Genomic DNA, 22,753 nt, shown 5'->3' on the forward strand with positions numbered 1-22,753 from the left:
ACTAGACATGACCGAACCGACTCCGCTTACCTCGAAACCCCGCCGTAGGATAGACCCCGGTGTCTTGGTGCTGGATGCGCCCGAAGCGCCTGATGCGTTACCCCTGGAGGCAGATGATACCGGCCATAAAATACCGGTGACCTTTCAAAGCACGGGGTTACGGGTTGAGGTGCCCGCGATGTGGTCCGGTGCTGACCTTCTGGATCCCGGGGATATCACTCTCGTTGAATGGCTCTTGAATGGCGTGCCGTTTCAGAGCAAAAGATTGACGGCGCCTTATGATGCGACCGACCTTCCCGATGCCGATGGTTTGGTCCCTCCAGCTCTGATGGATGTTCCTGGTCTGCATCGCTTGCAATACCAAGTGATATTAAGAGAAAGCAGCGGGAATGACCCCGTTCCTTCATTCGTCACCTTGTTGGACAGTGACAAGGTCGGGCCCAATCAGGGGCAGCGCGGTACGCCATTACAATTCGATATTGATATTCAGACCCAGGGTGTCACCGATGCGTATCTTGACAATCCCGCCAACAACGACAGGGTTGTCGCGACCATTACCCCAGCGTGGCTGGACATACGCCTAGGCGATGTTGTCGAGGCTGACCTCACGCCACTGCCTTTCAGCAGGCCTTTGCGCAAACGCCCACGGCAACTGACCGTGGTCGCCACCACGACTATCGTCCAGGCGCACAAGGACGGCACTTTGCCCATTGAGATTCATTTCCCGGGCGACTTTCTGCGCGGTTTGGCCAATCGGGAATACAACGCCCATTATTACCTGCGAGACCGCTCGGGCCGCGAGTCTGGCCCATCGCGTACCGCCGTGCTGTTAATCAATCTGACGCCCACGCCCGTCAACCTGCCGATTGTGGATATCCCTCAATTGGATGATGGGTTGATCAACCTCAGTGACGCCCGTGAACTTGGCGGCGTGTTTATGAATATCCCTGAAGTGTTCGGTACGGCACCGGGCGACTTTCTCCTGCCCTCATGGGATCTTAACCCCCTGTCGGCTATCCAGATTGCTGATGTTCAGCACTGGCCTATCACGGTGCCCATCCCGTATGCGGTTTTGGCCAGTGGTGGCGCTGAGTTCGTCCGTGGGACCGTCAGGGCAGAATACCGCTGGCAGCGTGGCACAGCGCCCGCCAGGCCATCGCCCATCCGGTTTGTGCCAGTAGACCTTACGGTTGCCGGCGCCGTGAGCCCGAATAATCCAAACCCCGTCAACCAGTTACTGGAGTTGGTGACGGTCAAGGGTAGGGATGGTGACAACCGGTTGACCATCAATGACGTGGGGTTACAGGTGCGTGTGGTAACCCGCCTTTATAACGCGCCTGTTGCCGGCCAACTGCTGGAGTTAATGGTAGGCATCCATCCCGACCCCCTCGCGACGTACCAGGTGCTAGCGAGTGACGTTGCTGGGCAGGAAGTCGAGTGGCTAGTCGATTGGAATGTGATTGAGCCTTTGTTGATTGGCGGCACGGTCCCCTTCTTCTATTGGACGTTCAACGGTGTTAACCGCCAGCGTGCGCAAGACACCCAGGTGGACGTCAATATCGTAGCCATCGTTGACGTGAAAGACCTTGAATACGTAGGGGTCGACTACGGTCCAGGGCCCGATGCAGGGTTTATCGGTTGCGCGTTGCGGCCTTGGGTGAACGGCGTAGGTGTCTACATACCCGCAGACAACCGCTGGGACGATGGGGATGAGGTGGTTTTGCACTGGGCAAGCTATGCAAACCCGAGCGGAAACCCAGGCGGCATTATCCCTGAAGCGGTTCAGATGTTCAGTCATACGTTGACGGCGGAGGAGGCCCGTGACGGGTATGAATTCCGGGTGCCGTTCGACCCCTATATCCTGCTTCCAGGGTTGGTGAAACCGCCGGCAGGTGAGCTTAATCCTCGACATGGCTCTGCCGTAGCACGCTACCAAATTATCAAAGCCGGTGGAGGCGGGATGGGCTACTCCCCATTTAGGTTGGTGTTTATCAAGTTGATTCGGCCGGGTGGTGCGCCGCCTTGCCTGTCGGACGATTAAACCGCTTCGGAAGGGCGCAATGCCCTTCCGTTTCTTGGGCGGGTTGATTATTAAAAACCAGTTGAGCCGCGTTAGATTATTTTGGTGTTAAGGGGCCACGGTGAACACTCCGTTATTGCGCTGCTGATGCAATTTGTATGTTCGTCGGCAGGCAGCACACTTGGGCGGGGGGGCGATACTGTCAAGTTTGACAGTTACGGGGCGACGATTAATTTCATTTAATAAGTGGGCTGTCAGCAACTATACCGACTCGGCGGTGTTGATGATTGTTGGTGTATTCCGAGAAATGATACCTGGGTGTGCAGTCACGCAGAGGTTTTATACCCGGATAGATACTTTTCCTTATCAGGAGTTTTAATCATGTCCAACAAAACGCCTCCGATTGTTAATAATCAACCCATCACTCCCAATGAGGACTGGGATGATCCCGACAATGATCCCTCTTTGCATGAGGCTCCGGTTATTAATGGTTTGCTTCAGCCCGTCCCGGGGGATCCTCACAGGAATGTCGTGCCTCGGGCGATGCAACTGGCGGGGGTTGTACTGAGACTTCGTCCGTGGAACCGGGGTACTGAAGTGGAGGATGAAATACTTAGCGTGTTTGTAGACAATAAGCGTGTGTTTATAGACTTCTATCCGCGGTTGGACCCCCTGCCCGATCCCGTCGTTATTGATCTCGGGCCTAAGTCCGCGCTACAAAGCCATGGGGTCAAAGACATCGACGTCCATGTGATCAACTCCTCTGGCAACCCTGAAAACTACAACACCCTGCGTGTTTATGTAGACGTTCAGGACCCGAACCAAAACGTACAGCCCGGTATCATTGAATTTGAAGACTACGGTTCTGAGCTGACCCCCGGCTTTCTGGTCGGAAAGACTGGCTTGACCTGTACCATTCCTGAACCTGCAGACCGTCGCGGTGGTGACACCTATCGTATTTGGGTGGGGGACTCCACGGTTTCACTCGACGGTACTGTGCCGCTGACGGGGCCCATTACTGTCATTATCCCAACGAATATTATTCTGGCGAAAGCCGGTGTGATTGAAGTTGCTTATAGCCTGACTGATCGGGGCGGTACCGCCACTGTTCGTTCCCTTCCCAACTATGTGCGAGTCAGCCTCAACGAAGCACCGGTATTTGGCACCATTTCGGTACTCGAAGGGCCGTTGATCGATAAGGAAGAAGCGCGTAACGGCGTGACGGTTCGACTGCAAACGTTGACCGGCCATCTGCCAAATGATGTTTTGGTGGCTCGCTGGGGGACAGTTGAGATCTACCGTCAATCTATTGGCATGGCCATTGTCCCTATTGATATTCCGGCAAATTATGCCGCTATTGCAGACGGCGGCAACTTCTACACGGCGACTGTCCAACTCACGATTGAACGCACGGGGGGGCCAATCTACCCAGCGGCACCGGTGATGGTGGATGTTGACTTGCGTGAGCCGGGCACCACAAACCCTGGTGAAGGCCCTGTAGACCCCGCCCTGGCTAAACCGCAGCTTATTGGCGGCGGGCCGCTGCCCAGCCCGCCCAACCGTCTCTCTGAAAAAGATCGTGGTTTTGATGCAACGGCCACTTTCCTGTTGCCAGAGGGGTTGGAGTCAGGTGATTTCATTGATCTCGTCTACAAAGACATAGTGGTCGGCACCTACCCCGTAACAGGCACAGAGGCGGTAGGGTTTCTAGTGCCTTTTACGGTGGATTGGGACGATATTGACACTGTGGGCAACGGTACCATCATGCTGTATTGCGTCATCCGGGATGCCGTCAATTACAAACACTCGCCCCATGAAGATGTCATCGTGGAAATCTTCAATTTGGCAGGGCTGGCCGATGCGGCCTTTATCAGATTCAGGCCCGTCACAGGCAATCCCAACTACAACGCGCTCATCAATTGTACGCATGTTCCATGGACGGGCGTTCCCATCAAAGTCCTGGACCCTTTGGTGCTCGAGGTGAATGACAGGGTCATCGTTGAGGCCACTCGGTATGCTTTCCCCACGGTTGGGATGCCTATCGGCGCGCCTGTCGGCACACCCGTGGAGAGTGCTGAGTTCACGATCGACAGCAGCCATGTCAACCTCGGGCTGGACGTGCCCCTGAATTTGAATGCCTGGTTCGAAGACTTCACGGGGACTAACGGTCGAGGCATTGTCGGCATACGTTGGAAACTCTTTCGGCCCTCGACGGGAGACCGGGGTATTTCCGACGAGGTCCGGGCAGGTTGGGATCTTTTCAGTACCGGCAGCACACCTCCGACCTGTGTTCCTGGTGCGACCCGTCGCAGCGGAACACTTTGATAGATGACTTGGCCCGCGCTCCTCTCGTGAGGGGCGCGGGCCTTTCTATTTAAGCGGTGAACTATCGCCGTTATTACTGGATACCTTAAGGAAAGTCCTACACGCATTGGGAACTCAGGTCATTAGTCTCTGCGCCGTGGAAAACGGAAACCTCTTCGATACGGGTTCCGGGTTCAAACTGGCACTTACTTCTGAGACTACATGACATGACTTTTTCGGCTTCTCATTGTTTTCGTTATTCGCGTTTATCGACCTTTGTCAAACTTATGGCTGTTGCGCCGTTGTACCTGCTGAGTCAGCAGGCGTTTTCAGCGGTGATTGTGGATGGCGGCATTGGCAGCGGCAAACTTGACGTCGGCCCTGGAACCGCTGCCCAGGAATATATTGCCCGCAATAATGCAACCCTCAATGTCACCACGGGTGCTGTTGTCAAACGCCTTCAGGCTACCACCGGGTCGACGCTGAATGTGACGGCCGCCACGGTGACCTCTGCTGATAGCACCCAGCCGGCGATTTCGCTCAGCAATTCGACCGCCACGATTTCGAACTCCCAGGTTACGAGTCATAACAATGGTGGTTTGAACGTCGCTCGTCAGGTTGACACCACCACCGGCTCCTATGCCCAGGTAAACAGCAGTGGGATCACTGGGGCGACTTATGGCGCCAACGTCACCTCCCACAGCGTGCTGGAACTCAACAACTCGGTGCTGACCGGGAAAAGCCGAGAGGGCTTGAGGCTGCTGGGTGGCTCGGCCATCGCGACGGGCAGTGAGATTACCGGCGCCACCAGTGGTGTTCGCATGGGCCGTGATACCTTGACGGCAAGCGAGTCGCCGCATTTGACGCTGGACGGTTCTCGGGTGATCGGTCTTAACGGCCCGGCGATCAACGTGGACGGCCCGATCACGGCGGAAATCGACATACTGAATGGCTCTACCTTGAACGGCCAGAATGGCAACATGCTGGAGCTGACCGGCGGCGGCAATGCCAACATGCGCGTCAACAACAGCGCCTTGGCCGGCAACATCCAGGTGGGTGCGGGCAGTGCCCTCGACCTGAGCCTTGACGGCGCATTCATGAACGGCGACGTGATCAACACTGGTGGCAACGCGAGTGTCGGTCTCAACAACGGCTCGATCCTTACCGGCCGCCTGGAGAACGTCGACAAACTGGCGATCAACAGCGACGCCACCTGGGTGATGGTCGACCACCAGCAGGTCGGCGACTTGTCCCTGAGCGGCGGTAACGTCAAGTTCGGCGAGACCGGTACGTTCTACCAGTTGGACGTGGCCAACCTGTCGGGTAACGGCACCTTCATCATGAGCGCGGACTTTGCCACCCTGACCGGCGATTTCCTTAACGTGACCGGCACTTCGTCGGGCGACCACAAACTGCTGATCGCCAGCAGCGGCGCCGACCCGTTGAGCGGTGACCGCCTGCACGTGGTACACACCGCAGACGGTGGCGCCCAGTTCAGCCTGATCGGCGACCGCGTGGATGTGGGCACCTATTCCTACAGCCTGATCAATGAAAACGCAGGCCAGGACTGGCTGCTCGACCCGGACAGCAAGGTGATCAGCCCGAGCACCAACTCGGTGTTGGCATTGTTCAACGCAGCGCCCACTGTGCTCTTGGGTGAAATGACCACCCTGCGTACCCGCATGGGCGAACTGCGCTTCAGCGAAGGTCAGTCGGCCGGGTTCTGGACCCGTGCCTACGGCAACAAGTATGAAGTGTCCAACGACAAGACCGGCCTGGGTTACAGCCAGTCGCAACGCGGCTTCGCGCTCGGTGCCGACGCGCCGGTGTCGGGCGGCGATGGCCAGTGGTTGATCGGTGCAATGGTCGGTCACAGCACCTCGGACCTGGACTTGAACCGTGGCAGCAGTGCAACCATCAACAGCTACTACGTAGGCGGTTACGCCACCTGGCTGGATGCCGAGAGCGGGTTCTACTTCGACGGCGTGCTCAAGTTCAACCGCTTTCACAACGAGTCCGATGTGGCCATGAGCGACGGCAAGAAAGCCAAGGGTAACTACACGCAAAACGCGGTGGGCGCCTCGGCGGAAGTCGGTCGCCACATCACGTTGGACGACGGTTTCTTCGTTGAACCGTATGGTCAACTCGCTGCCGTGATCACCCAGGCCCAGAGCTACACGCTGGACAACGGCCTGGACGCCAAGGGTGACCGCTCCAGCACCGTGATCGGCGAACTCGGTACCACCGTGGGGCGCAATATCCAGCTGGAAAGCGGCGGTGTATTGCAGCCGTACTTGAAGGCGGCGGTAGCCCACGAGTTCGATCAGAGCAACAAAGTGTTCGTCAACGACAACTCGTTCAACAACGACTTGTCGGGTTCGCGCCTGAAACTGGGTGCGGGTGTGGCGATGTCGGTGTCGCAGAACCTGAAGCTGCATGCGGATCTGGAACACAGCACGGGCAAGAACATCAAGCAGCCGTACGGGGTTAACCTGGGCTTGCGCTACGATTTTTAAAGGGCTGGATGTGTAGCGCGGTAGCGGTATAAGCCGCGCAGTAATAAAAATGCCCCGTCTCGAAAGAGGCGGGGCATTTTTTTAGGCTTTAAAGCAGTGCGGGTGGTTTTTAAATGCTCACCTCCGCCACGGTCGTGTTGCCAGAGTTGCAGACCAACAATGTTTTACCATCGGGGGTGACAGCCACTCCGTTGGGCTGATCAAAGCCGTTTATAATACCGACAGGTGTTCCGGTAACCGTATCAATGACTCTGACACTGTTACCGTTTAGTTCCGCGACATAGGCTATCGCTAGGGTGGGGTGGAAGGCTATACCTCGTGGGTCACTTAGGCCTGTGATGGATGTGATGAAACTAAGGCTTTCGCTGCTGGTGCTGTATATATCAAGTTTGTTCGCGGCTGATACGGACACGTAGAGCAGCTCGGCGTGTGCGTTAAGTGGGCTGTGGGCAAGATTCTGAGCGACCCCACTGTTGATTAGGGTATGTGTGCGGACTCCGCTGCTGAGAATAAAGCGCTCTGTGGCGTTACCCGTGGCAAACACTGCTGTGCCTTGTGGGTTAGTTGTCAACGCTCGGGGGTTGGGTGTGCCAGCGTGGCCCCCTAAGAACACATTACTTACGGTGTTGTAGCTCCAGAATGCAGCAGTAGTGCCGCCAGACCTCTGGCCGACAAACATTCGCGAACCGCTGGGGTTAAGACATATTGCATAGGTTGAATAGCCGTGATTGTAGGGGGTAGTGAAGGAGAAAGAACTGATATCAAGGACTGGAATAACAAAATAATAATTTGAATGGCTGTTTGTAAGGAAAAGCCTTGAATCGGTAGGATGCAATGCCAGTTTAGCAACGCCGTTGCCAAAGGCTATTGTTCTAACTGCATTAGTCGCAAGATTAATGATTGAAATGCCTGAAGTACGTTGGTTTGTGACACACGCAGTTAAGCTGTCACGACTGATCACAATTTCAAACGGACCATTCCCAACCTGGATCTCACGAATAATCTCCCCGGCCCCCTTACGCGTCACATAAGTGGCCACCTTGAAGTGCTGAGCCGTTTCCAGGCTGCCGGATTCATCCATCGATACCGAGGCTACGACCTCGACCTTGCTGTTGTTATCCAGGCTCGACAAATAGCTGGCGGGTATCAGGTCAAGCGTGCGCCCGGCATTGAATTCCGCCGATGTCACGCCGACCGCAAGCCGCAGGTCACGATTGGTCGTGCTGAGTAACTTAATCCACACGGGCTGCCCGACCCTGCAAAACGGCCATTTATCAATCCGCACGTTGTTTGCCACCGCCGTATTGATCACCCCACCCGAGGCTTCAGGAATGCTGACCAAGTCGAAATCCTGCTCCGACAGGTTCTCGACCTCCAGCGTCAATTCCCGGGACGGGGTGGTGGCGCCGTCGCGAGTCACCTCGAAAAATACCCGGCACGTGCGACCCAGGTTTGCCCCTACGAATACGTTGGTCGTGGTGAACGTGATGTAATCCGTCCCTGCATCAGGGATGCCGGGTTTCATCGGGATATTCGGTGTCCCAATCCCGAAACCGTTTGCTCCGATGATGTGCACTTTGACGTTATCGCTGGCGAGCATGGCATAGGTCACGCGGACCGTGACAATGGCAGGGCGCGGCGGCAGTACATGTTGGGGGTTGATCGAGGCGAGGCTGGGCGGCTTGATCGGGGTAGCCTCCAGTACGACCGGTTCTGGCAACTCCAGTGCGCCGCCTACGGTAATCACCAGGTCATGGGAGATGAGCTGGCGTGGCTGTCCAGGTGCATCGACGGTGTAGTAGAGGCGTGCCGAACCGTTCAGGTTGTTCAGGACGATATTTCGGGGAATCGTGAAGGGCAGGTCGGTCCCCAACCAGTTTGGATCGATCGGGAAGGCGATGGGCGGATTGCTGCCGCCCGCCTTGCTGCCCTCAAAGTGCAGGGTCACAACGGCGTTCAGTACGAAACTGGCATGGTGGTGAACGGTGACGTTCAGGTTGGCCTTGCTGACGAGCGGGTTGAACACATGATCGGGCGGCACAGCCTGCCGCGTGGTCGGGGCGAGCAATGAGGCCTGGGTCTCGCCGATACTGAGCTCCAGTCGACGTGATGGCGGCCGATTGTTGACTCGGTAATAAAGCACGAGAGAGCCGCCATCCAACTGAGCGATGGGCCCGCTGGGGCCGTTGGGCAAGTCAAAGTAAATGTCACCGGTGCCTGCCATATCGCTGTATTCGGCGTAGTAAGGCTTGCCATTGGCGAAGGTACCTTCCAGTACCAGCGTGACGCGATCGTTGGAAAGCTGGCCAGGGTAGGGCTTGATGAGCACTTCAAACGGGTTGACGGTGGGATCAGGCAGCGTGCCGCCAATGGCGGCATCAACAATGGGGGCTGCCAGGCCGGTCTCGACAGGATTGCCGATGATGTTGAGTTTCGCGCTCTCGGAGTTTTGCGGTAGAACGCCTGTGCGTATGCGCTGATAGGTTAGCTGAATGCGGCCTTTGACCAGCGGCAGGATGTCTGCGAACGGCCAGGGGATCTTTGCGGTGAGGATGGTCGGTGAGACGACCGGGAAATCGTAAAACGTGATAATCCGAACACCATCGGCGGTGAGGCCGTTGACCCTCACACGAATCGTATCGTTGGCGAGATAACCTTCATTGCGTACTGCAACAATAATCGTCGCCGGTTTGCCATCGAGCGCATCGGCATCGAGTTGATCGTGACCGTCGGCATCCTGCTCGGACTCATCAATATAGGCTTGACGCAGCAGCGGCTGCGTCCCATTGTCAAGGCGCACCTCCAGTTCTTGGTCGGGTGAGAACCCTAGGGACGCGTTGCCTACCTCGTCGATAACGTTGTATTCACAGATATGAACCCCGCTGCCCACGGTGGCCCAGGTGCTCGCGTAGACCCAGATGGTAATGGGTGCAGTACCCGCAGCTTCAAATTCGCTGACACTGTGTTCAACCACCACCCCGCCGATGCTCAGGCGAATGCGATCTCGTACCTTGCGGTGGTTGACGACCGGTAGCCCGCGGTCCACCGGGTAATAGTCGATGATCACCGGTACGCCTTTACCCGCGGTGTCGCTGTCCACGCCAAATTGTATGACGTCGTCGGGAAATATCGGCTTGGGCAAGTTTTCGTTTTGCCCTGTGTTGGCTATCGGGTCGCGGCCACCGGGGTGTTCGATGTCAACCTTGATATTGAAGCGTTTGGTCTGTTGGCCGTTGCCTCCCAACGGTGTTACGAATGCCTGCAGCGTATTGCCTGCCTCCCTGATGAAACGCTCGCTGGGTGCGTACAGGACAATCTGCGTGCCTTTGAGGGCTTCGTCTTCGGTCACGGTGTGAAAACCAACCCGATCGTCGTTGAGCTTCAACTCGATGAAGTCGTTTTCTGCCTGGTTCAGGTAGCTGAACAGAATGCAGGTGACACCTTTGTCACTCACCTCCAGCGCCGCCCAGTTAAGCCCGCCGTCGAAACTGACGACAGGGTTACTCAGCGTCGGCAGGTACAGGGGAAGGTCGGCGAACGGCGTCTGGCGAAACGACTGAGGGGTCAATACCGCGCCGTCGACTTGAGGCAACGTGAAGCCTTCCGGCCGTGGCTCGTCTGGCTCGCGTGTGCTGTATTGATCGTTTGGAGGATCGTAGGGCAACACGGGCAAAGCGTCGTTGGCGGGAATGAGCGCTTGGTCATCGGAGACTGTAGTCATGATCGTAATCCTCAGCAGTTGATTGGACGACTGACGCGAGGCGTCGGCTCGTTCGATTCAACGCCGTGAGCCAGGGGCTGCCTAGCTGTGAGAAATGACAGTGCCGACGAACGGTAAACCCCGACTTGTCCGTCAGCTAAAACACCACCAGCGACACTGAATCTCCGCCGATATTGGCCACGTAGCCGTGGGAACCGTCTGGAGCCACCACCACCCCGCGCGGTTTGTTGAACCCGGCATAGCTGCCAGTCACCCGTCGCAAGCGCGTATCGATAATGCCCAGCAGGTCGCCGTCGGTCTGCGACACGTAGGCCAGATCACGCCCGCGTTCGAAGGCGATGTCGTAGGGGCCCTGCAACCCGGTCAGGGTCTGGTCGATGCGCTGGGTCAAGGTGTTGCCGATCGTGACGCTGCCGCCTTCTCGGCCGCTGATGTAGACCTGCGAGCCACGGGGGTTATGGGCAATGGTGACGGGGGCGGAGCGGGTGTCGGCGCTGTTGATCAGGCTGTTGGTCGGCAGATTGATGATGGACCAGTCGAAGAATGTGGCCACGTGTGCGCGGTTGTTATCGGGGCTGATGGCGACATCGATAGGCGCACGCACAGGGATCGAGGCCAGGCGTTGGTGGTTGCTTGTATCGATGACGACCAGGCGTGACGCACCTTCATCGGCCACATACAGGCGCGAGCCGTTGGCATTGAAGCGAATGCCTCGGACGGTGGTGAACCCTGTCAGCGTGTCGATCAGCGAATAGTCCTGCGTGCTGTAGAGGCGAATCGGCGTGTTGGTGGCGCTGCTGTTGTCGGTCACATACAGGCGCTCGGCCGTTGGATGAATGGCCAGGCGCAGGGGCGAGCCTGGTACGTCGAAGCTGTCGATGACGCGGTTGCGTAGGGTGTCGATGACCCAGATCGACGTGCGGCCGAAGGCGCAGGCGACGTAGAGCCGCGTACCGTCCGGGCTGAGCACCAGGGCGTTGGGTGAACTGCCCACCGGGATCGTGGCGAAAATGCCGACCGTGTTGGCAATGCGGTAGTTGACAGGGCGCAACGCGATGGCGAAATCCTTGTGGGCGCTGCCGTTCAGCGATACCCGCGCCTCAACCGTCAGGGTGCTTAGGGTCGGCAAGGAGCGCAGGTACTCGGCGGGTAACGCGACTTCCACACGTTTGGCATTGAACTCTGCGGCGGTCAGCGGCGTGCCGTTGCGCAGCACCCGATTGGCCGCTGCCTTGACGTCGATCCACACCGGTTGCCCGGTGCGCATGAACGGCCATGCCTGAATCACTGCGCTATGCGCCGCGTTGGCGTTAATGATGCCGTTCGACGCTTGGGGCACGTTGACCAGGTCCAGCACTTGCTCAGCCAGCGGGTCGATGGTCAAGGTCAGCACCTGGGATGCGGTGGTGGCACCGGCGCGGGTCACGGTATAGGACAAGGCAGCGTCTGCGCCCAGGTTGGCGGCAATCACCCGATTACCGATGATGAAGTCGACATAGCCCTTTACCGGGTCGCCTGGCAGCGGATTGACGGCGGGCGTTCCGATCCCGTATGTGCCCCTGAATCTCGGCTGGATATCATCGCCGGCCAGCATCGGCTTGTAGCTCACCCGAAACGTGCAGACCGGCGGCTCCAGCACATGTTGCGGGTTGAGCCTGGCGGTGGAGGGGTCGGCGACGTTGATCGTGCTTTCCAGAATATGCGGCACCGGCAGTTGCAGGCCGCTGCCGACGGTCATCACCCGCGCCTGGGAGTAACGGGTGCGCTGGCCGGTTTTCTCCACTCGGTAGTAAATGCGCGCCGAGCCGTTGAGGTTGGCCACGACAAACACCCGTGCGATGACAAACGCCAGGTCCTGCCCGACCCATGGCCGGGTGATAGGGAACGGGTCCGGTGGGGCACTGCCGCCCATGGCGCTGCCTTCGACGTACAGTGTGACCGTCGCGCCTTCAGTGAACGCGGCGTGCGCTGCAACCCTCACGTTGGCATTGCCTCGGGATTGCTCGGGGTCGAAGGTGAAGCCGGGGGCGGGTGCTTGCAATACCTCCGGCGCGGGCAGTGCGTCCTGGGGCTCGCCGATGTTGAGGTGCAAAATGGTCGACGGCGGGCGCTCCCCGGCGGTGTTGATGTAGTAGTAGAGCATCAGCTCGCCGCCATCGAGCTGGCGGATGTCACCGTCAACCCCGTTGCGCAGTTCGAACACGACGGTGCTTTCGCCGGCCGGCAGCGAGTGCTCCTGATAAAAACGGTGGCCATTGGCATAGGTGCCTTCCAGCACCAGCGTGACTCGATCAAACGGCTTTTGGCCGGTGTAGGCGGCGATCGTAACGCTCACCGGATCGGTCAAGGGATGCAGGACGTCGCCGCTGGCGGCCGGCACTTGCGGTGCTAAAAGGCCGGTTTGTTCGGGGGTTCCGTTCACTTGGACGAAGGTGTTTTCCGAGGGTAAATTGACCGCTCCCGTGCGAATTCGCTCATAGCTCAGTTGGATCAATGCGCCGATGAGCAGGCGCACGTCAGCATTGGGCCATGGGACGTCGACGAAAGGCGTTGTGGTCGAGGTGATACTGGTGTTGTAGGTCTGTTCGACATCGACGCCTTCCGGCAAACGCCCCCGGAGGGTCAGTCGAAGACCGTCGCCCGACGCCCAGCCTTTCCCCGCGACGGTGACCCTGAGGGTTGCGTCTTTGCCTTCCAGCCTGTCCGCATCCAGCGTGCCTGTCGGGGCTTCGACAATCTGGGCGGCGTCCAGCAACCGTTCGTTGGGGTTAAGCCGCACTTCGATCAGTTGCATCGGCGAGCGCCCCGGCGCGTAGTTGCCGACCTCATCGATGACATCGTAGGCACAGGCCTGAAAGCCGCTGCCGATGCTTAGCCAGGTGCCGTAATAGACCGTGATCGAAATCGGGTTGCGGCCGCTGGCCTCGTTCTCTGTGACGATGTGCTCGATGATTTGCCCGCCGATGATCAGGCGAATGCGATCGCGTACCGCTCGGTAGGTACTCGGAGGCCGGTTGAGGTCCAGCGGGTAAAACGGGATTCTCACGACCACGCCGCGTCCGGCTGCGGCCGAGTCGACCAGGGTCTGCGCCGGTTGTGGCCGTGGCAGCTGTTCATTGACCCACGGCGGGCGGGTAATGGGGTCGTTACCGGTGGGCGCCACGGTGTCGATCTTGAGGGTCAGGCGTTGGGTTGCTTCTACGCGGTGATCAAGGTGCGTCACCCGGAAAAACACGGGCCCGGCCGCACCGTCGGCCAAACGGGCCATGGAGATGTGCAGGGTAATCGGCTTCGCTTCGCGCGCTTCTTGCTCGGTGACAGTATGGAAGTCGACCGGGACCAGCAGGTCGCCACAGAGCAACTCGATGAAATCCCCTTCAAGCTGGCCTGCGTAGGCGCGCAAGATGCAAATCAGGCCCGTGCTGCCATGGCTCTCCAACAGCAGTTGATACACGCCGCCGGAGAACCCCACGACCGGGGTCGTCAGGCCGGGAATATAAGGCGACAACTGCGAGACGAAAGGGGGGGCGTTGAGGTCTGGAGCCATCGTGATCACCTCGTGCAGGGCAAAGGGGCCGAAAAGGACCGGGGCACGCAAGGATTGAACGCAGAAGGGGCACGCGCAGGCTAGCTGTTAGAAATGACAGTGCCGACAGGCGGTAGTGACCCTGGGCGGGCCACCCTCGGCAGACGCTAGGGTTGGCGGTTCCAATGCCTGAACAACGGCTCCGCCAGAAACAACACGAACAACAAGCGCATCACCTGCATCGCCGTCACCAACGGCACCGACAGTTGCAGGGTTTCAGCGGTCAAACTCATCTCGGCAATACCGCCGGGCATCATGCCCAGCGTCAACGAGCGCAGGTCCAGTTGGGTCATCGCACTCAAGCCCACGGCGGCCAGCGTCGCCAGCACCATGGTCAAGGCGGTGCCGATCAAGGTGCGCGCCATGAACGACGGCGCACGGCGGAAGAACTGACGATTGAAGTGGCACGCCAAGCCGCTGCCGATCAGCCACTGGCCAAGCTGGCTGCCGCCGTCGGGCAGGCCGATGTGCAGGTCCCACACCACACTGGCGGTGGCACTCACCAGCAGCGGCCCGAACAACCACGGGTTCGGCTGACGCAAGCGCTGCCAGCCCCAGGCCACCAGCGCGCCGGCGGGAAACAGCAGCGCCAGCCAGGCCCAGCTCACGGGGGCTGGATGAAACTGCGGCGCGCCACCGTCGAGCACATACTTGAAGATCGCCGGTACGCACAGCACCACCACCAACACTCGCAGACTCTGCCCCGCCGCGACCCGGCTGAGCACCGCGCCATTGCGCGCGCCGAGGTTGACCATCTCGCCGGAACCGCCCGGCATGCTGGAGAAAAACGCAGTGGCGCGGTCTTCACCGCTGCGGCGCATCAACCACACGCCGACCACGCTCGACAGGCTGGTGACCAGCGCGCCGAAGAAGATCAAGCCGAAGTGGCTCATCACTTGCTCGATCACCACCGGGGTGAAGTGCAGGCCGATGCCGATGCCCACCACCCATTGCCCGCATTTGCGCCCGCCGGGAATCTCCGCCAACTGCCACGGCGTGAGGCAACGCACGAGGATGATCGCCAGCAATGAACCGACCATATACGGCAATGGCCAGCCGATCAGGCTGGCCAGGTAACCGCCGGCCAGACCGACCAGCGGTGTTCCCCACCAGTGTTTAAAGGTGGCCTCAGACATCGGCCACGGTACGACGCTGCAGCGCTCGTTTGCGATAGATGCGTACCAACGGGAACAGCAGCATCAAGGCGGTCAACACCCAGACGCCGAAGGTGATCGGGCTGGACCACAGGATCTCCAGCGCACCATTGGAAATCGACAGCGCGCGGCGCAGGTTCTGCTCCATCAGGCCGCCGAGGATAAAGCCCAGCAACACGGGCGACAGCGGGAAGTCCAGCTTGCGCAGGATGTAGCCGAAGATGCCGATACCAATCATCAGGAACAGATCGAACGTGGTGGCGTGGACCGCGTACACCCCGATTGCGGTGATGATGGCGATCACCGGCACCAGCGCCCAGTTCGGCACGGCAAGGATGCGCGTGAAGAGGCGGATCATCGGGATGTTGAGGATCACCAGCATGGTGTTGGCGATGAACAACGAGGCGATCAGGCCCCAGACGATATCCGGTTGCTGTTGGAACAACAGCGGGCCGGGCGTGATGTTGTACAGCGAGAGGGCGCCGATCATCACCGCCGTGGTGCCCGAACCCGGTACGCCCAGGGTCAGCATCGGCACCAGTGCGCCGCAGGCGGAGGCGCCGATGGCGGTTTCCGGTGCAGCCAGACCGCGCATGTCACCCTGCCCGAATTTACCGCTGGCCCCGGCCAGGCGTTTCTCGGTCATGTAGGCCACCGCCGACGCCAAGGTCGCACCGGCGCCCGGTAATACGCCCATGATGAAACCGAGCAGGCCGCAACGGATGTTCACGGCAAACACCGACGAGGCTTCCTTCAGGTTAAACATCATCCGTCCGGTGGCTTTTACCGCTTCCTGGCCACGGTGGGTTTTTTCCAGCAGCAACAGGATCTCGCTGATGGAGAACAGGCCCAACACCAACACCACAAACTGGATGCCGTCGGTCAGGTGGATGTTATCGCCGGTAAAACGGTACACGCCGCTGTTGGCGTCGATGCCCACCGCCGACAGGAACAGGCCGATCAGCGCCGCGACAAAGGTCTTCAGCGGTTTGTCACCGGCCATGCCGCCGAGGCAGACAATCGCGAACACCATCAGTACGAAATATTCCGCCGGGCCAAAAGCAATCGCCCATTTGGCCAGCAGCGGGGCAAACAGCACCATGCCGCAGGTGGCGATAAACGCGCCGATGAACGAACTCCACGCTGACAACGACAAGGCCACACCGGCCAGGCCTTTGCGGGCCATCGGGTAACCGTCGAGGGTGGTCATCACGGTGGAGGCTTCGCCCGGGATGTTCAGCAGGATCGAGCTGATACGCCCGCCGTATTCGCAGCCCAGGTACACGGCTGCCAGCAGGATCAGCGCCGACTCCGGCGGCAGGCCCAGGGCGAACGCGATGGGGATCAACAGCGCCACGCCGTTGATCGGGCCAAGGCCCGGCAGCAGGCCGACCACGGTACCGATCAAGGTGCCGCACAACGCGGTCACCAGGTTGTAGGGGGACAGAGCAACGCCGAAGCCCTGGCCCAAATAGCCGAAAGTATCCATATCAGTTCTCCAGAACGTCGAGCAGGCCGAGGGGCAGCGGAACGTCCATGGCTTTATCGAACAGCAGATAAAGGCCGACGCTCATCAAGGTGATGATCACCGCGCTGGGCCCCCAGCGGCCGCCATACAGCCGTGCCATCGGAATACCGATCAACATGCTGCTGAGAATGAAACCCAGGGATTCGAAGGTGCCGGCAAACACGATCAACAGCGCGACGCAGATGCCGATCTTGATCAGGGTGGCGCGGTCCAGCGCGGGTTCGTCTTCGGTGTGCTGGGTCGGCTGCGGGCGAAACAGCATGTAGGTCAGCGCCAGGCTCATCAGCCCGAGCATCAGCAGCGGGTAGGCCCTAGGCCCCACGGGCTCGTAGGAAAACGACGCCTGGTAGGGCCAGGCCATCAATGCCAGGACCGCGCAGGCCAGTAGCAGCACGGCGGCAAATATGCGTTGTAAGAGCATCTAGAACTCCTGGGCCACACCGCGGGTTCAGCAGGGCGTGGCCGAACGGCAGAGGGGCGTTTACTGGATCAGGCCGAACTCTTTGGCCAGCACTTTGTAGTCCGCCACCTGTTTCTTCACGTAGGTGTCCAGCTCCGGGCCGGTCATGGCGAACGGGAACAGCTCGCGCTGGTCACGCAGCTTGGCGAAGTCTTCGGAGGCCAGCAGTTTGTCGAAGGCGTCTTTCCACCAGGCGTAGTCGGCATCGCTGACTTTTGGCCCGAGGTAGAAACCGCGCACCACCGGCCAGACGATGTCGTAGCCTTGCTCTTTGGCGGTGGGAATATTCTTCATTTCCGGCTCGTCCAGGCGCTCGTCAGAGAACACCGCGAGCAGACGCATGTCACCGCTGAGGATGTGCGGCATGGAGTCGGAGATGTCGGTACTGCCCACTTGGATATGCCCGCCGAGCAGGGCGGTGGCGATTTCACCGCCGCCTTCCAGCGCCACATAGCGCAGGTCGCGCGGGTTGATCCCGGCGGCTTTGGCGATCAGCGCGGTTTGCATCCAGTCCTGGCTACCCACGGTGCCGCCGGAACCGATGACCACTTTGCTCGGATCTTTCTTGAGTGCTTGCACCAGGTCGTCGAGATTTTTGTAAGGCGAATCACTTTTTACCGCAATCGCGCCGTAGCTGGTGCCGACCGCCGCCAGCCACCGCACGGCGCTTTCATCGAAACGCCCGAACTTGCCCTGGGCCAGGTTCAGCAGCGAACCGCTGGACCAGGCCACCAGGGTCCCACCGTCCGCCGGGCGCTGCGCGACCACGGCGTTGTAGGCCACCGCGCCCACGCCGCCGGGCATGTAGGTCACGCGCATCGGTTTGCTCAGCAGCTTCTCGTTGACCAGCGCGCTTTGCGCCAGTTTGCAGGTCAGGTCAAAACCGCCGCCGGGGGAGGCTGGCGCGATGCATTCCGGGCGCTTGGGTTCGTCGGCGGCCAGCAGTTGGCCAGCGAACAGCATGCAGCCAGCGGCGAGGGCGAATTTACGCAATGAAAGGGTCATGGTTATCTCCGTCGTTGTTGTTATGAGTGGCTATTACCAGGCACCGCTTACCAGAGCGCGACGCTGTAGCTGACCAGCAGGCGTACTTCATCTGCATCACGGGCTGAATAGTTGGAGCGATACGTCGCATTGCGCAGGCGCACGGCCACATCCTTGAACGTGCCGCTTTGCACCACGTACTTGATCTCGCTGTTGCGCTCCCACTCCTTGCCGGTTTCGCCGTTCTTGAGCTTGATATTGTCACCCGAGAGGTAACGGCTCATGAAACTCAGGCCGGGAATGCCCAGCTTGGCGAAGTCGAAGTCGTAGCGTGCCTGCCAGGAGCGCTCTTCGGCGCCGGCAAAGTCGTTGATCTGCACGAAGTTGACCAGGTACGGGTCGCTGCCATCCACATACGGAAACGCGCTGTCGCCGGACATGTGCTGGTAGCCGGCGCTGAGCTTATGGCCATTGAGGGCATAGCTGAACAGGCCGTTGAGGGAGGTGTTGTCGATTTTGCCGCCACGGGCAGCGCCGGTGTCATCGCTGATCGCCAGGCGCAGGTCGGTGCCGAAGGTGCCGGGGCCCATCGGGCGCGCGGCCACCAGACCGAGGAAGTGCTGACGGTACACGTCATCGAGCTGGGCGAAGTGGTAGCTGCCGGTGATCTTGTCGGCGAACTTGTAGTCGACGCCGCCGAAGTTGAAATGCTTGCCGGTGGCGCCACTCAGGAAGCGGCTGTTCTTGTTGTTGAGGGCGATGTCCTCATAGTTGGTGTCGTCGCGGTCCTTGGCTTTATCCAGGCGGCCGCCGGTGAACACCAGGTTCTTGAATTCTTTCGAGGTGAGCAGGCCGCCGTTGAAGGTTTGCGGCAGGATGCGCCCGTCGTTGGGCTTGAGGATCGGCAGCTCGGGGATCAGCGCGCCGATCTTCAGCTCGGTGGCGGAGATCTTCACTTTGCCGGTCAGGCCTAGCTTGGAATACTCGTTGGCGGCGCGGCCATCGTCATGCGTGGGCAGCAGGCCGGTGCCGGTGCGATCGGGGCTGGAGTCGAGCTTGACCCCGAGCATGCCCAGCGCATCCACGCCAAAGCCGACGGTGCCGTCGGTGTAGCCCGATTGCAGGTTGAGCATGAAGCCCTGGGCCCATTCGTCACGTTTGGATTGCTGGGCGCTGGTGCCGTCGCGAAAGTCGCGGTTGAAGTACATGTTGCGGGTTTCCAGGGTCGCGCTGCTGTCTTCGAAGAACGCGGCTTGGGCAAGCGGCGAAAAGCCGGCAAGGGTGGCGGCACTGGCGAGGGCGGTCTGGGTCAGGCGGGAAAAACGTACAGGCGGGTAAGCCTGGGGCTGTGTCGACAGCATCGTTGAGTACTCCGTTATTGTTCTTATTTTGGCGAAAACGCTTCGAGGCGTTTTTCGGGCGCTACGGGTCAGGTAGCTTGGCGGGCATGGCCTACCGTGGCTGGATGCTAAAGGGTGAAACTTTCATTAACCTTTCAGTTGCCTTTCAATGTTTTCGGGCTTCACAGGCTAGGCCGCGCCTGTAAACTGCCTCGCAAAGCGTGGCGCCGACCACCCCCGAATGAGGTAAAAATCCATGCGCGTCCTTCTGGTTGAAGACCATTTGCAACTGGCTGAAAGTGTCGCCCAGGCGCTCAAGAGCACGGGTTTGACCGTCGACGTGTTGCACGATGGCGTGTCCGCTGACCTGGCCTTGAGCAGTGAGGAATACGCGGTGGCGATCCTTGATGTGGGCTTGCCGCGCATGGATGGTTTCGAGGTGCTGGCGCGTTTGCGAGCGCGTGGGAAAAATCTGCCGGTGCTGATGCTGACGGCGCGCAGTGATGTGAAAGACCGCGTGCATGGCCTGAACCTGGGCGCCGACGACTACCTGGCCAAGCCGTTTGAGCTGACGGAGCTAGAGGCGCGGGTCAAGGCGCTGTTGCGGCGCAGCGTGCTCGGCGGCGAGCGCCAGCAGGCGTGCGGCGTACTGGTCTACGACCTCGACATCCGCCGTTTCACGGTCGGCGGCGAGTTGATGACCCTCACGTCCCGCGAGCAAGCCGTGCTTGAAGCGCTGATCGCGCGGCCGGGCCGGGTGATGAGTAAGGAGCAACTGGCTTCCCAGGTGTTTGGCCTCGACGAAGAAGCCAGCCCGGATGCCATCGAAATCTACATACATCGCCTGCGCAAGAAACTCGACGGCCAGCCCATCGCCATCGTGACGTTCCGTGGCCTCGGCTACCTGCTGGAAGCCCGCGATGCATAAGCCCAGCAGCCTGCGCTGGCGGCTGTTATGGAACCTGGCGCTGTTGCTGGTGCTGTTGATGGTCGCCAGCGGCATGAGCGCCTACTGGAACGGCCGCGAAGCCGCCGACACCGCCTATGACCGCACCCTGCTGGCCTCGGCACGCACGATTGCCGCCGGCCTGACCCAGGTCGACGGCACTTTGAGCGCGAATGTGCCGTATGTGGCGCTGGACACGTTTGCCTACGACAGCGCCGGGCGTATTTATTACCAGGTCAATGACATTGATCAAAAGCTGATTTCCGGTTACGAAAACCTGCCCGGCCCGCCACCTGGCACGCCGCGCACCGATGACTACCCGGCGTTGGCACGTTTTTACGACGCCACGTACCAGGGCCAGGCCGTGCGCGTAGTGAGCCTGCTCAAGGCGGTCTCCGAACCGAACATGAATGGCATGGCGGAAATCCGCGTGGCCGAGACCGATGAAGCGCGCGTCAGCATGGCCCGCGGCCTGATGGCCGACACCTTGCTGCGCCTGGGCATGCTCGCCATCGGCGCATTGTTGCTGGTGTGGTTTGCCGTGAGCGCGGCGTTGCGCCCGCTGGAGCGCCTGCGCACGGCCGTGGAAGAGCGCCAGCCCGATGACCTGCGGCCATTACCGCTGGTCGAAGTGCAGCTTGAGTTCGGCCCGCTGGTGCGTTCCCTCAACCATTTCACCGAACGCCTGCGGGGCCAGTTCGAGCGTCAGGCGCAGTTTATCGCTGACGCTGCCCACGAACTGCGCACGCCACTGGCCGCGCTCAAGGCACGCCTGGAACTTGGCCTGCGCGCCGAAGATCCGGCCATCTGGCGCAGCACCTTGCAAACCGCCGCGCAAGGCACCGATCGCCTGACCCATCTGGCCAATCAATTGCTGTCCCTGGCGCGCATCGAAAACGGCGCACGGGCGATTGCCGAAGGTGGCGCGCAACTGCTCGACCTCAGCCAGTTGGCCCGCGAGCTGGGCATGGCCATGGCGCCGTTGGCCCATGCGCGTGGGGTGGCGCTGGCGCTGGAGGCGGACACACCTGTGTGGATGCGCGGGGAGCCGACGCTGCTCAACGAGCTGCTGAGCAACCTGGTGGATAACGCCCTGGCCCATACGCCGCCCGGCGGCAATGTGATCCTGCGCGTGACGGCACCGGCGGTGCTGGAAGTGGAAGATGATGGCCCAGGCATTCCGCTGGACGAGCGCGACCGCGTGTTCGAGCGCTTCTATCGTCGCAGCCAGCAGGGCATGGGCTCTGGCCTGGGCCTGGCGATTGTTGGTGAAATCTGTCGCGCGCATTTGGCCCAGATCAGCCTGCATGATGGCGAATCGGCAGGCTTGAAAGTGCGGGTCAGTTTTATCGCCGGTTGATCAGTAGAACATCGACCGTGCTTCGTCCAGCTCCGCACGCACGCTGTCGCTGTAAGGGTCCAGGCGCAGCTTCTTGATCGCCGGCAGGCTGGAGACCGGCACATCCGCCAGTGGATGCGCGGTGCCACGATGGCAATACAGCACGGCAACTTGGACCAGGTCGATATAGTCGAGGCGCGCAGAGTCGCGTTCCAGGTCGAGGTATTGGCCTGGCAGTTTCGCCAGCATTTCCGGGAAGTCCCAGACCGCTAGCAGTTTGTCGCCGAGCATCGGGTGGATGCTCTCGATCATGTGGTTGAGGCTGACCGAATCAGAGAGCAATTCGTAATGGTCTTCGGCGTAGGTCAGGATCGGCAGCACACCGATCTGATGCACCAGCCCGCCGAGCGCTGCCTGGTCCGGCTTGAGCTGGCTGTGGCTGCGGCACAAGGCATAGCTGACGCCGGCCACTTCCAGGCTGCGGCGCCAGACGTCGCGCATTTTCTGTTCGACCACTTCGGAGCGGGCGTGGAAGATCTGCTCCATCACCAGGCCGATCGCCAAGTTGCTGCTGTAGTTGGTGCCCAGCCGGGTGATGGCGGTGTGCAGGTCGGTGACTTCCTGCGTCGCCCGCAACAGCGGGCTGTTGACCACTTTGATCAAGCGCGCCGACAACGCGGTGTCGCGACCGATCACTTTGCTCAAGTGGCTGATGCCGATCTCCGGGTCTTCGGCGGCCTGACGAATGTTCAGGGCCACTTCCGGTAATGTCGGCAGCACCAGGTCATCGTTGTTGATGGCCGCAATCAAAGCCTGTTGGACTTTTTCCGCCAGCTCGTTCATTCATGCTCTCTA

General features: G+C 60.0%; 13 protein-coding genes. 5 read left to right on the plus strand and 8 right to left on the minus strand.

What is annotated here, in order from left to right; all coding sequences use genetic code 11:
- Window positions 1-7 precede the first annotated feature (7 nt).
- The 3 genes from P3S72_RS08390 to P3S72_RS08400 all read left to right on the plus strand — a co-directional run bounded on the left by P3S72_RS08390 (window position 8) and on the right by P3S72_RS08400 (window position 6,840).
- Entirely contained in the window at window positions 8-2,041 is a 2,034-nt protein-coding gene (locus P3S72_RS08390) for a hypothetical protein (protein ID WP_276196955.1), read from the plus strand.
- Between the two features lie 360 nt (window positions 2,042-2,401).
- The gene (locus P3S72_RS08395) at window positions 2,402-4,345 is read left to right on the plus strand and encodes a hypothetical protein (RefSeq protein WP_276196956.1); all 1,944 of its coding nucleotides are present in this window, start codon (window positions 2,402-2,404) and stop codon (window positions 4,343-4,345) included.
- Between the two features lie 266 nt (window positions 4,346-4,611).
- The gene (locus P3S72_RS08400; protein ID WP_276196957.1) at window positions 4,612-6,840 is read left to right on the plus strand and encodes an autotransporter outer membrane beta-barrel domain-containing protein; all 2,229 of its coding nucleotides are present in this window, start codon (window positions 4,612-4,614) and stop codon (window positions 6,838-6,840) included.
- 109 nt (window positions 6,841-6,949) lie between these two features.
- On the opposite strand, the gene P3S72_RS08405 is transcribed toward P3S72_RS08400, so the two are convergent.
- From P3S72_RS08405 to P3S72_RS08435, 7 genes are all read right to left on the minus strand, one after another.
- The gene (locus P3S72_RS08405; RefSeq protein WP_276196958.1) at window positions 6,950-10,561 is read right to left on the minus strand and encodes a YncE family protein; all 3,612 of its coding nucleotides are present in this window, start codon (window positions 10,559-10,561) and stop codon (window positions 6,950-6,952) included.
- A 136-nt stretch (window positions 10,562-10,697) separates the two neighbouring features.
- Window positions 10,698-14,108 (minus strand): YncE family protein, encoded by a 3,411-nt coding sequence (locus P3S72_RS08410; RefSeq protein WP_276196959.1) that lies wholly within the window; start codon window positions 14,106-14,108, stop codon window positions 10,698-10,700.
- Between the two features lie 146 nt (window positions 14,109-14,254).
- Window positions 14,255-15,283: an AbrB family transcriptional regulator gene (locus tag P3S72_RS08415; protein ID WP_276196960.1), complete on the minus strand. Its 1,029-nt coding sequence runs from the start codon at window positions 15,281-15,283 to the stop codon at window positions 14,255-14,257.
- Window positions 15,276-16,790 (minus strand): tripartite tricarboxylate transporter permease, encoded by a 1,515-nt coding sequence (locus tag P3S72_RS08420; RefSeq protein ID WP_247407932.1) that lies wholly within the window; start codon window positions 16,788-16,790, stop codon window positions 15,276-15,278. Before P3S72_RS08420 ends, P3S72_RS08415 begins: the two co-directional genes overlap by 8 nt.
- A gap of 1 nt (window position 16,791) precedes the next feature.
- A complete protein-coding gene (locus P3S72_RS08425; protein ID WP_276196961.1) occupies window positions 16,792-17,250 on the minus strand; it encodes a tripartite tricarboxylate transporter TctB family protein in 459 nt (152 codons plus the stop codon).
- Between the two features lie 60 nt (window positions 17,251-17,310).
- Window positions 17,311-18,300, minus strand: coding sequence for a tripartite tricarboxylate transporter substrate binding protein (locus P3S72_RS08430; protein WP_253400351.1), 990 nt, complete (start codon window positions 18,298-18,300; stop codon window positions 17,311-17,313).
- Between the two features lie 41 nt (window positions 18,301-18,341).
- Complete coding sequence (locus tag P3S72_RS08435) at window positions 18,342-19,634, minus strand: OprD family porin (protein WP_276196962.1); 1,293 nt, start codon at window positions 19,632-19,634, stop codon at window positions 18,342-18,344.
- A 235-nt stretch (window positions 19,635-19,869) separates the two neighbouring features.
- Between P3S72_RS08435 and P3S72_RS08440 the strand changes: the two genes are divergently transcribed.
- A complete protein-coding gene (locus P3S72_RS08440; RefSeq protein WP_276196963.1) occupies window positions 19,870-20,541 on the plus strand; it encodes a response regulator in 672 nt (223 codons plus the stop codon).
- Window positions 20,534-21,919, plus strand: coding sequence for a sensor histidine kinase (locus P3S72_RS08445; RefSeq protein WP_276196964.1), 1,386 nt, complete (start codon window positions 20,534-20,536; stop codon window positions 21,917-21,919). The genes P3S72_RS08440 and P3S72_RS08445 overlap by 8 nt, the downstream gene beginning before the upstream one ends.
- Here P3S72_RS08445 and P3S72_RS08450 read toward each other — a convergent pair whose 3' ends face one another.
- Window positions 21,920-22,741 (minus strand): HDOD domain-containing protein, encoded by an 822-nt coding sequence (locus tag P3S72_RS08450; RefSeq protein ID WP_276196965.1) that lies wholly within the window; start codon window positions 22,739-22,741, stop codon window positions 21,920-21,922.
- Window positions 22,742-22,753: the final 12 nt, after the last annotated feature.

Origin of the sequence: Pseudomonas sp. D3, from assembly GCF_029320995.1 — a bacterium.
In the GTDB taxonomy this organism is placed as follows: domain Bacteria; phylum Pseudomonadota; class Gammaproteobacteria; order Pseudomonadales; family Pseudomonadaceae; genus Aquipseudomonas; species Aquipseudomonas paraveronii.